Raw genomic sequence first — 9,759 nt, forward strand, 5'->3', positions numbered from 1 at the left:
GCGCGAACACGGGAGTGCGCGGTGCGGGCAAGCCGAGGTCCGCAGAGGCGCGTCGTACGGGTGACGCGCGTGCGGGTCGGGACGGCGATGCCAACAGCGGCGTGGAGGGTTGAGCGTTCATGGCCGTTGATGCTCAGCCGTTCCATGTGGAGGCCGGTGTTCGACGGTAGTCGAATCGCGGTTCTCGGCTCCGTAAAGGCGCATGGTTTAAGCATGTGGAACCTAAATTTAATGACCTGTTCGGTCCGTAACCCTCGCTTAGAAAGAACGGATTTTCGGTGGGAACCGATGAACGGCAGCGGCACTCGGTGACAGTCAAGAACAGCGGCGAGGCACACGCTAGCGAGGGGGGCGTGGCAGTTACCGGTGTTGTGCATGGTGACGTGATAGTGCGTACTCCAGTCGCTAGCAGCGCTTACAGGCACCAGATTCTCCGAATCGCGCCAACTGAACTGATCGGCCGCGAAGTAGAACTCGAAGAATTGGCGTCCTTTTGCACTGCGCAAGACCAGAAATCTTACATCTGGTGGCGAGCTCGAGCGTGGTCGGGAAAGACCGCGCTGATGGCTTGGTTCGCGCTTCACCCGCCGCAGTCGGTAACAATCGTGTCGTTCTTCATCACTGCGCGTTTTGCTGGGCAAAGCGACCGAGCGGCCTTCACGGACGTAGTTGGCGAGCAACTAGCTGCCCTGCTAGGGCAACCAATGCCGGCTTATCTCACCGAGGCAACACGTGAAGGTCACTTGCTGGCAATGTTGAACCAAGCTGCTGAGTGGCACCAGCAGCGCGGTCAGAGGCTGGTGCTTCTGGTTGATGGTCTGGACGAGGATCGAGGGGTTACCACCGGACCGGACGCGTACAACATTGCTGCGCTCCTGCCTGCTCACGCCACGTTTGGGCTACGCATGATTGTGGCTGGCCGTCCTGATCCGCCCATACCAGCTGATGTGCCCGACCATCACCCGCTGCGCGATCCCGGCATCGTCCGCAACCTAGCTCGATCACCGTACGCGGCGACCGTCCGTGCCGACTGTGAGCGTGAATTGCTGCGCTTAATGCGTGGCACCCCGGAAGAAAAGGATCTGTTGGGGCTGGTGGCTGCCGCTGGCGGTGGTCTTACTACGGTTGATCTGGCTGATCTGACCGGATACGGCGAGTGGGAGATAGCGCAGAACCTGGCGGCCGTCGCTGGTAGAACTTTCACTGTACGCGCGGGTCGCGCATCATTGTCCGAACCAACGGTGGAAACGCATAAAGTTTATGTATTGGGTCATGAGGAGTTGCAAGAGACGGCTCTTGCCGTAATAGGCCGGGTCAAGGTGTTAAGCTACCGTGAGATGCTGCACAGGTGGGCGGATGAATACCAAGCTCAAGGGTGGCCGGAGAACACGCCCGAGTACTTGCTGTACGGCTATAGTCGGTTGCTACAATCCATTGGCGGCCTGTCTCGATCCGTAGCCTGCGCCACCGATTCCGCCCGCCAAAATCGGCTACGGGAGGCGACTGGCGGAGATGCCGCTGCGCTTGCCGAGATCGAACACGCGGCGGTCGTCGTCTTTGAAAACGAAGACCTTGATCTGGATGCGATGGTACTGCTCGCCGCCCACCGGCAACGGCTCGTGGAACGCAACGCTTACCCGGCTAGTCTCCCCGCCGTGTGGGCCGCCGTCGGGCAACCAGATCGTGCTGAAGCGTTGGCACGCAGCATGGGTGACACCCATCTTGTATGCGCCGCGTTGGCAGAGATCGCTGTAGAGGTGGGTGCAGATGATCAGGAACGTGCGGCACGGCTGGCGGACATCGTCGAACACCTCGGCGACGACTCCTACGAGGCCGTTTCGCAGGCGCGTCGAGCAGCTCACGTGGCGAGGGCGACTGGGGCGGCCGGCAATTTGACTCGTGCTGCCGCTCTGGAGTGCGCTATTGGCGACTTGCTGCCACAAGCCGATCATCACTACAAACTCGAAGTCCTAGCTGCACAGGCACAAGCTGCAGCTGCTTCCGGAAATCGACGGCGTGCAAGCGAACTAGCCGAGTTTATTGAGGATGTTGCTCGGGAAAGAAACGTCGGCCGATTGGGGTTTGATGTAAAAAGGGCTGCTGAATCTAAAGATCCAGAGCGCATTAGTGTTGCTTTGAGTATGCTTCGGCGACTAGTTCCAATGACAAGTCCGTCATTGGACCGAGTTTCGGTTGAGGGAATATTGACATTGGCCGCTGAGGCGCGCCCCGGTAAACACGGAGACGAACTCTTCGCGGCCTCGGCTTTAATTGAAAGGTTTTCGGAGCCGCCTTTTTGGATGATGGAAGAGATGGGTCCGCTTGTGGTGTCGGCGATCGCAGCCTGCGATGTGCCACGATTGACGCGATTGATTGACGCGATCGAACGGTCGGCGATCGATTCAATTCATCCGGCGTGGGGAGATGCGGCGAGGTTCAATGCCTTGATTCACGCGGTGACGGAAGGGTTAGGGACATGCGGAGACCGGGCGCGGGCTGCCTCGCTATCGCAAACACTCGGAGCCGCATACGAGTCCGCCGTGGCTGAGGGCGACAAACCAGGAGAGGCTTTTAGTCTGCTGGTCGCAACACTGGGAGCTGCAGCAGTTGCTGGGCACCACAGTCGCGCGGACGCACTTCTGGCACGCGTGCCCGCGGACTACCGCACCGAGGCAATTGCCTTGATGTCAAGGGCTGCGCTTGGCCACGGCGATCGTGAACGAGCCGCTGCACTCGCCGCTGCCGCTGAGCGCAATAGTCGCGATAATGCTTTTCCGGGGTCTCGGGCCTTTATATTAGCTGAACTTGCGATCGACGCCGCTGACGCCGGAGATTCGGGTACGGCGGCGCTCCTCGCGCAAGAGCTCGAACGTCTCAATCGGGGAACCGTCGTGCATGAATGGAAGGCGGATGTACAGCGCTGCCAGGTGAAAGTGCTGGTTGCGTCAGGGGAGGAGGGGCTAGCCGAAACGGCTGCGCGAGCAATCGCGATTCCTTGGTTGAGAAGGCGTGCCACTGAAGAGATTATGCGTGGACTGGGCAGCAGGGGAGCTTACGCCCGTGCTGAAGCCTACCTTCTTGGCCTCAGCGAGCGACAAGACAGATTCGAAGCAGCTGCAGATCTGGCAAGTACTGCAATCGATCGCCGCGCGTTCGGCTGGGCGCAAAAACTGGTTGGAATGTTCCCGACCATACGAGGCAGGGCCAAACTCTGGACGGCACTCGCAGGTGTGGCGGCTTTTGGTGGAGCTGAATATCGAGCTGCTGAGATGCTCTCGTCATTGCAGGAACTAGCTCGGCTTTTCTGGTACACGCCGCAGCGAGAGGAGCTAAAGCGGTACCTAGCGGAATCGCTTACCTGGAATCATTGTTTCGATTCCGCCGATGAACTAGTTCGCAGCATTGACGAGCCGTACTGGCGAGAAACGGCGATTATAGCCATGATTAATGCGGCGATGAAGCTAGGGAGACCACATCTGGCGGCCACCTGGAGCCGCGAGGCTCTAAGGATGATGCCGGCTGATCAGCGAGAACGGTCTAGATGGCTCAGCAGTCTGGCAGAAGCGGCACTGGAGACAGGAGATCTGACCATGGCACTGGCCTTCCAGAGCACATCACCTTACCGGATGCGCGAGCTGAAGCCCTAGGGCGGCTAGCGCGGGCCGTTCCCCCTGCTCGTGGGCGAAGAATAATGGCTCGCGCGCTGGCGGAGGGCAACTTGAATGACCTCCTCCCATACCTGTTCTGGATTGCTCCCGGAACAAGGAAGACTCTCACTGCAGTAGCTCTTAATTGGGAAAGAACTGTCAATTACTCTGGTGCGACAGATGGTTCGTATTATGGGTGAGTGCAGGGTCTTATGATTGCACCAGTGTCAATGTCAGCGGCCTTGCGGGCGAAGCTGGCGATCTTCAGTCCTTCCGCCCGCGTCAACGGTGTACCTGCCGAAGACCTCATCCATGCAGGTGACAGGGGGTCTGCCGAGGCCCTGTGCTTGCCGAAAACTACGTCCGTGCTGATCAGGCGGCTCGGTGGTACTCGTTGAGGATGCCGCCCAGTCGTTGTCGTCGGCGGACGTCCAAGTCGGTGATCTTGGCTTGGTCGGTGATCGGTGGTGGCAGTGGGTGTAGTGGTCGTGCGTTGGTGATGCCTTGGTGGGGTCGGTGCGCGTTGTAGAACTGTTTGTACTCCCGCAGAGCGTGGAGCAGATGTCGCTGGTTCCAGATGAGTGTGCGGTCGAGGAGTTCGTGGCGGCAGGTCTGGATCCATCCCTCCATGATCGAGTTCATCCGTGGAATGCGGATACCGCTGAGGACGACCTGGATGCCCGCATCGGTGAGAACGGCGTCGAACAGGGCGGGGAACTTTCCGTCGCGGTCGCGGATCAGGAGTTGCCCGTGTCGTCGAGGTCCATCACGAGGTTCTTCGCTGCCTGGGTGACCCAGGCCGCGGTCGGGTGCGCGGTGGCGCCCAGGACGCGGATTCGGCGGCTGCTGTGTTCGATAACCGCGAGCACGTACATGCGGGTACCGCTCACGGCCGAGACTTCGAAGAAGTCGCAGGCCAGTAGTACCTGGGCCTGGGAACGGAGGAAGTCTGCCCAGGTGGTGGACGTGCGTTCGGGTGCCGGGTCGACCCCGGCGTCCTTGAGGATCTGCCATACCGTGGACGCGGCGACCGTGATGCCGAGTACGAGTAGTTCGCCGTGGATGCGGCGGTAGCCCCAGGTGGGGTTCTCCCGTGCCAGGCGCAGTACCAGGAGCCGGATTGAGCGCACGGTCCGTGGACGTCCGGGGCACTGGGGGCGAGATCTGGCGGCGTGGCGGCGCGCGAGCAGGTCTCGGTGCCAGCGCAGCACCGTTTCCGGACGTACTGGCAGATGAAGCTGACGAAGGGCTGTCAGGGGGAGCCGGTGCAGCAGTGCCGCGAGGAACATCCGATCGGCGGGGAAGAGCCGTAGTTGAGTCTTGCCCAGTTGGCGTTCCAGGACGGTGATCTGGTGCCGTAGCACCAGGATCTCCACGTCCTTGTCGCGGTCGCTCATGGGCAGCAGGCGCAGTAGGGCGAACGCGTTGGTCACGCTGAGGTAGGCCAGCCGTAGCAGCATGGCTGGTCATCATGCCGTGCTCGTCGATATCAGGGCGAGATCACGACCACGTTCGCCCAAGGTCCCTGCAGACCTCTTCACCTGCATGGATGAGGTTTTCGGCAGCCACAGGGCTGACGGGGACGACATACTGCTACGCGTCATACTCACCGTCCTCGCCTGATGAAAAGGCAAACATGTACGGAGATCCGTTGACGTTTCCGGTTTTTGTAAGGAACTCTGACTCGGCGGTTTGCAGAAGGCTGAATACTCCGGTCTCGATCGGCCTTTCGTTTTCAAGCGTCCCAGCAAAGATCAGGTTGATCCATGCCTGCCTCTTGGTCGACCACACGGTGAGATGATCGGGAACCCATAGAACCCACAGGGTATCGACATCGTCCAGGTAGTCAATTGGATCGAGAAGGTGGCCGATCACCGGGTTGTCGTCTACGCACTCGATGGCCAGCTGATCTAGTGGATGGACCAGCAGGAAAACGTTGCGCGAATCGGTCGGAGCAACTTTCTTGAGTAGCTGATCTCTTGCTCGCAATATTTGCGGTCGCGCTTCATTTAGGATCGTATTCGCGCTTTTGACAGTGACCTCGTGCCAGGTGTTGGACGTGTCTTCTCCACGTTGTCGCATCTGGTCAAGCTGGGCGTCAAATCGCCTGAAATCGCCAGTTATCGACTTAGCCTCGAACGCTGCCAGCTTGGCGCCTGCGGTCAGCATTTTGGCAGTAGAGGAATCAGAGGCAGCCGCTACGTCGAACACAAGATCAGCGCCACCAGAGCTATCTATCTCAGTCGGTGTCGAGAACATGAACGCCGTCGTAATGATCGCGGCCAGATGTTCTCCCGATCGAACGCGAAGGCTTGTAATTTCGTCGGCACTCAGGTTCTGAACGAGAGCGTCAACAGCCCACAAGATCGTGTGCTGAGGGATCACGGTAACGATGCTTCCCTGGATATCTGAGCGCTCCATATAGCTCAGTGTGAAGCAGTGAGCAACGAATTACCAGTACTTATCAACCGGGTGGTCACGCGCCCTGTCTCGGTAGTTGTCAAGTTCGATGAGACAGGTGGTGTCTAGGGACCGGTTGTGGTTGCTCGACGGGCTGGTTGATCCAGGCCACCTCGGGCAGTTCGGGCGGACGAGGACGGCGTGTGAAACGTTCCGGATGTCGGGCGTAGGCCTAGTCGAGAACGACCTGGCGTTGGTCGTGGATCTGCTCCGCGGTCCCGAAGTGCACCGACGCGGGAGTGTGCATCCCGATGCCGGAATGACGGTGCTCATGGTTGTAGGCCAGGAAGAAGCCCTCGCAGAACACGCGGGCGTCGGCCAGGGATCCGAACCGGTCGGGAAAGTCGGGCATGTACTTCAAGGTCTTGAACTGCGCTTCGGAATACGGGTTGTCGTTCGAGGTTCGAGGACGGGAATGCGACCGCAGGACACCCAGGCCCACCAGGAGTTCCGAGACCGGTTTGGACACCATCGCACCACCGCGATCGGCGTGGATCGTGTGCGGCCGCGCACCGTTGCGGGCGATGGCATCGGCCAGGAAGTCCTTGGCCAGTACCGCGTCCTCTGCGGCCGCGACCAGCCACCCGGTGACGTAGCGGGAGAAGATGTCCAACACGACGTAGCACTTGTACCAGACCCCTTTCACCGGTCCTTTCAGCGCGGTGATGTCCCAGGACCACACCTCATCCGGACCGCGGGCCAGGAGTTCGGATCGGATCCTGGCCGGATGGGTGGCCACCCGGCGGCGTTCGCGGACCTGGCCCGCGGCACGGGCGATCCGGTACATCGTGGAGACCGAACACCAGTACCGGCCCTGGTCCAGTTCGCGTGCCCACACCTGCGGGATCGCCAGGTTCCGGTAGGCCGGCCCGGTCAGCATCCCGCGTACCTGGGCGCGTTCACCTGCGTCCAGGGCCTGCGGCGGCGGCCTCCGTGCCGGCCACGGCCCGTGCACCGGACCGCTCGGGTTGAGGTGTCGATAGTGCGTCGCCCGCGACAATCCCGTCAGGGCACAGGATTTCGTCACCGGGATGTCGACCGCACGCAGGTCGGTGAACGTGGTGGTCAGGACTTCCCGGGCGGTCTGTCGTCCTGTTCGCTCTCGGCGAGTTCCTGCAAGAGCGCGTGTGCTTTTCCCATGATGTCGAGCGCCATCCGGGTCTTGGTCAGATCGGAGGTCAGCTTGTGATTCTGGCGCCGCAGTTTCTCCAGCTCGATCTGTTCGGCGGATTTCCTGGGTGGTGTCGTCGAGGGGCCGGGGTCCGCGGGTTGACCGGTCAGGCGTCCTGCGTCACGTGCTCTAGTCCATTCGATGATGTGGAAGGAGTAAAGGCCTTCGCGCCGCAGGATTGCGCCTTTCTCGCCGTTGGGGGCGCTCTCGTATTCGGTGACCATGTCCAGCTTGTACCGCGGGGTGAACACCCGCCGGGACGGACGTGGTGCCGGATCGGCCTGGTGGCCGTGGTGGGAGTGCTGAGGCTGCTTGCCGGGTGGCGAGGTCACGGTCATGAGGATCTCCGATCCCGCCCTCGATCATGAACCCACCCTCATACAGGGTGTCTCACATCAGTCTGACCAAGAGGGTCTCGCTGACCTTGTGCTAGCCGAAAATATCATCCGTTCTGGTCAGGTGGTGTGGCAGTGTTTGTCTACGTGCTTGGGGTACGTCGCTCGACTCCACGGCGCCATCGATCAGCGGGTTGATGTTGCTCTCGTGAAGCGACTGCTCTCGGATCCGGTGTTGGGCGGAGTCGCTCAAGATGCTCTTGATGACATGGGTTCGTTCGCTCGTGGAGGCGATGACTCGTAGCGGTCGCAGGCCTGTGTGGATAGACGTTGAGGGAGGGCACTTCGAGGCCTGCGTGCACAATCCAGGCGGCGCAACGGTTCTGTTTCCCGGCCTATGTGGAGTGATGCAGTTACCGTGGGATGGGGTTGGTGTGGGAGCACGGCTGTGGGAGCGGATTGGGAGCAGCGGGACGCGCTGAACGGTGCTGAACTGCTCCGAACGTCCTGCTATGGCACCATGTTTACGTGGGTTGTCTCTGTTTCCGCTGGTCAGGGCTCTTTGGGATTTACGTTGACACAGTTGCGCTCTTCCGAACTGCGCTCAACTGCGTCTAACGGCGCGAAACCGCAGGTAACGGCGGTTAACTGCGCCGGTGTCGTGGTGCGTTCCAAGGTGATCACATACGTGGGGCCGGTATGGGTTTATCGGGGTGTTGTGGTGGGTAGCTGAGGTCGTTGGCGACACGTTTCATCGTGGCCAGGAAGCGCTCTTGGTTGCCTGGTACTGAGTTGATGCCGCGGTTGGACGGGTGTGGTGCGGTGAGGACGGTGAGATCGTCACGGTGTACGGCTGCTCGGCGCCATCCGTCCTCGGCCGCGCGTCCGAGGAGCACGACGAGTTCCAGGCGGGGCAGTAGGCGGAGTAGTTCTGTGGTGTGGCGTGCGGCGCGGGTGCGTTCGGTGGTGCTGGACTGGTCGAGTGTGGTGGGGAAGGGACAGACGTTCCAGTGCAGGCACAGGCTGCAGTCGAGGTGGAATTGAGGGTAGGCGGCGTGTGCTCGGGCTGCGCTGGGGTCGTTGTTGTCGATGCTGAGCAGTCCTGATCCGCCGGTGCCGATTGTGGCTCGTGGTCCGGGGTTGTCGAGGAGAAACAGGGCTCGGGCGTGGATGCCACCGAAGTCGGGGTCCGGGTAGGGGACCGCACCTGCGGGGAGTCCTTTGGCTGCCGCGATCTTGTCCGCCAGTTCCGACAGTGGTGCTACGTGCGGTTCCCGAACTCGTGCGTGTTTGGCTGCGACGATGGCGGGGGCGGCGTGTGCTTGTCCCATGGGCGGGCGCTCACTTCGGTGTCGTGACGGGCGAAGGTCGGTCGGCGGCATTGATGTCATCGCGGGCAAACAGGACGAGGGTCGTGTGTTGCGGCGGAGCCACCTCGGGTGAGCGTCTGCGGCTCGGAGGGTGAAGCCACCTCCTTGCTACGAGCAACACGGCTGTCAGGCACGTACAGCCGACGCCCCATGCTCACAAGGTCTGGTCGATGATCGCCAGCGCGGTGTTGATGACTCCGCATACCAGCAGCGTGCCCAGCGCGAACGCCAGAACACGATCAGCTCGAGCACGCCTCGCCGCCCTGTTCCCTTCGTCGTCGGTCTGCCTTGTATCGACGCGATGGCATGACGGGTTACACGTTCTCAGCCGCGATGGTGCCGGATCTTCTTCGGCGGCACTGGGCGGGTTCGTCTGTGGCGTGGTTGTCGAGATCTGTCTCAGCGTGGGATTGCCTGAGATGTTCGACAACACCAGTGACTGGGCGGCGTTATCACCGTGTACCGCCATGCCTTCTTGACCTGCGCGGATGGCATTTTCGGCAAGCACAATGGTCGTCGAGGTCGCGCGGCCAGTCGGTGATCGCCGCGAACGACGATGCTCCGGCCGGGAGCGCGCAGACGGCGACGGCAAGTAGTGCCGACAGTGGGTAGAGGATCCCGCGCGGGTCACGCGGATCGGGCACCTTCGACAAGGCGTGTGGCAGGCCATGCTGTTCGCCATCGGTGGCCGGGACTGTGAGGGTGCTGGTGGTGACGGTCAGTGCGGTGATGAGAGATGATGTCATCGGCGGGTGAGGTCCTCGGAAATTGTGAAG

At 61.2% G+C, this 9,759-nt stretch carries 7 protein-coding genes and 1 pseudogene; 1 reads left to right on the forward strand and 7 read right to left on the reverse strand.

Annotated elements, in window-relative coordinates; all coding sequences use genetic code 11:
* The first annotated feature begins 278 nt into the window (after window positions 1-278).
* Window positions 279-3,647: a P-loop NTPase family protein gene (locus NZH93_RS45530; protein ID WP_259629590.1), complete on the forward strand. Its 3,369-nt coding sequence runs from the start codon at window positions 279-281 to the stop codon at window positions 3,645-3,647.
* A 372-nt stretch (window positions 3,648-4,019) separates the two neighbouring features.
* Here the strand turns inward: NZH93_RS45530 and NZH93_RS45535 are convergent, their stop codons facing one another.
* The 7 genes and pseudogenes from NZH93_RS45535 to NZH93_RS51435 all read right to left on the reverse strand — a co-directional run.
* The gene (locus NZH93_RS45535) at window positions 4,020-4,289 is read right to left on the reverse strand and encodes an integrase core domain-containing protein (RefSeq protein ID WP_259629591.1); all 270 of its coding nucleotides are present in this window, start codon (window positions 4,287-4,289) and stop codon (window positions 4,020-4,022) included.
* Between the two features lie 95 nt (window positions 4,290-4,384).
* Window positions 4,385-5,107, reverse strand: coding sequence for a hypothetical protein (locus tag NZH93_RS45540; RefSeq protein WP_259629592.1), 723 nt, complete (start codon window positions 5,105-5,107; stop codon window positions 4,385-4,387).
* A gap of 133 nt (window positions 5,108-5,240) precedes the next feature.
* Window positions 5,241-6,068, reverse strand: a complete 828-nt coding sequence (locus NZH93_RS45545) for a hypothetical protein (protein WP_259629593.1) — start codon at window positions 6,066-6,068, stop codon at window positions 5,241-5,243.
* 211 nt (window positions 6,069-6,279) lie between these two features.
* Window positions 6,280-6,987, reverse strand: coding sequence for a DDE-type integrase/transposase/recombinase (locus NZH93_RS45550; protein WP_372506999.1), 708 nt, complete (start codon window positions 6,985-6,987; stop codon window positions 6,280-6,282).
* A 185-nt stretch (window positions 6,988-7,172) separates the two neighbouring features.
* Complete coding sequence (locus tag NZH93_RS45555; protein ID WP_259629594.1) at window positions 7,173-7,616, reverse strand: hypothetical protein; 444 nt, start codon at window positions 7,614-7,616, stop codon at window positions 7,173-7,175.
* Between the two features lie 1,521 nt (window positions 7,617-9,137).
* The gene (locus tag NZH93_RS45560; RefSeq protein ID WP_259629595.1) at window positions 9,138-9,452 is read right to left on the reverse strand and encodes a hypothetical protein; all 315 of its coding nucleotides are present in this window, start codon (window positions 9,450-9,452) and stop codon (window positions 9,138-9,140) included.
* 90 nt (window positions 9,453-9,542) lie between these two features.
* Window positions 9,543-9,636 (reverse strand): annotated as a pseudogene (locus NZH93_RS51435) (transposase family protein); the annotation flags it as partial.
* Window positions 9,637-9,759 lie beyond the last annotated feature (123 nt).

Origin of the sequence: Umezawaea endophytica, assembly GCF_025061645.1 — a bacterium.
Classification (GTDB): Bacteria; Actinomycetota; Actinomycetes; order Mycobacteriales; family Pseudonocardiaceae; genus Umezawaea; species Umezawaea endophytica.